The organism is Melaminivora alkalimesophila, from assembly GCF_000282995.1.
GTDB classification, from domain to species: Bacteria; Pseudomonadota; Gammaproteobacteria; order Burkholderiales; family Burkholderiaceae_C; genus Melaminivora; species Melaminivora alkalimesophila.
In genome coordinates, this window is sequence record NZ_ALEE01000501.1 from 1 (window position 1) to 1,395 (window position 1,395).

Consider the following 1,395-nt stretch of genomic DNA (forward strand, 5'->3'; position numbering starts at 1 on the left):
TTCACCGCCAGCGTCGCCCACGCGCAGCCCACCACCCCGAGCGCCGGCACCCCGGCCCCGCCGAAGGTCAGCCAGACCGACAGCGGCAGCTTGATGAACAGGGCGCCCACCTGCAACCAGGTGACGAGCTGCGGATGGCCCAGCGCCTGGCTGAGCGTGCTGTAGATGCGAAACAGCAGGGCGGCAGGCAGCCCGAAGGCAAGGACCGCCAGGTAGGCGCGCACCTCGCCGCGCAGCTGCGGCGGCACGTCCGTCCATTCCAGGATCGGACCGGGCGAGAGCAGCACCGCCATGCCCAGCACCGAGGCCGCCGCGCACAGGTAGAGCGACTGGCGCACGCTGGCGCCGATGGCGGCGTCGCGACCGGCGCCGCGCTGCTCGGCCCAGATGGGCAGGATCGCCTGCAGGATGCCCATCAGCGCCACGTAGACGCTGACGAAGACGGCCGAGCCGATGGACAGCGCAGCCAGCGCCTCCTGCGAGTGGCGGCCGGCGACGATGGTGTCGGTGACACCGTAGGCCATGACCGCGAGCTGCCCCGCCAGCACCGTCACGGCGTGGCGCAGGATGAGCGGCAGCTCGGACTTCACGGCGCCTTCGGGCCACCCGCACCCGATTGCTCGCCTTCGGGGTCGGCCCGGCGCAGCACCACCAGCTGGTCGTTGCGCTCGGTCGGCCTGCGGATGCGTGCCACTTCCTGCCAGCCTTCACCGGGCCAACGGGCGGCCGCTCGGGCGGGGGCGTGCGCATCGCCCACGATCCAGCGGCAGGCACTGCGCTCGGCCGGGGCGACGACTTCCAGGGCGCCGTGGTGCTGCAGCGCCGCCACCTGCGCGCGCCCCAGCCCCAGGCGTGCCACGCAGCCGGGCGCCTCGCCCAGTGCGGCGCGCACGCCGGCCACTTGCGGCCCCAGGCTGCGGCCATAGTCCAGCAGCGGCAGCCACAGGGTCATGATCAGCAGCCAGCCGAGCGTGGTGCCGCTGGCCGGCAGGATCAGGCTCTTCCACAGCGCCGCCCGGTGGCGCGCGGCGCGCCACCACACCAGCGCCACCCAGCCGGCGCTCGCCAGCAGCGCCACGCCGAAGGCCAGCAGGGAAAATTCCGGCACGTAGCCCGGCGCGAGCCGCGCCACGTTGGCCGCGGGCTTGGCCGGCACGCCCGTCTGCACCGCCAGCCAGACCACCCACACGGCAATGGCGCCGATGCTGAAGAACAACAGGGTGAACCAGTCGATCAGCGCCGCGATGCCGCGCCGCAGCGTCGGCAGCGCAAAGGCCGCCAGCGCCGCCAGCGCCGGCAGGCCCACCAGCAAGGCCCGGTCGGCCGGCTGCGTGGCCAGCGTCGTCGCCAGCGCCACCAGCGTGAACCACAGCGGCAGCCACAGGTGGCGGTGCC

General features: G+C 74.1%; 2 protein-coding genes. Both read right to left on the reverse strand.

Going from position 1 to position 1,395, the window contains the following annotated elements:
• The coding region (locus A612_RS09765; RefSeq protein ID WP_019374312.1) for an MATE family efflux transporter at positions 1–590 on the reverse strand (590 nt) is incomplete at its 3' end.
• Positions 587–1,395: hypothetical protein (locus A612_RS09770; RefSeq protein WP_019374313.1), on the reverse strand; the 809-nt coding region annotated here is incomplete at its 5' end. The genes A612_RS09770 and A612_RS09765, both read right to left, overlap by 4 nt.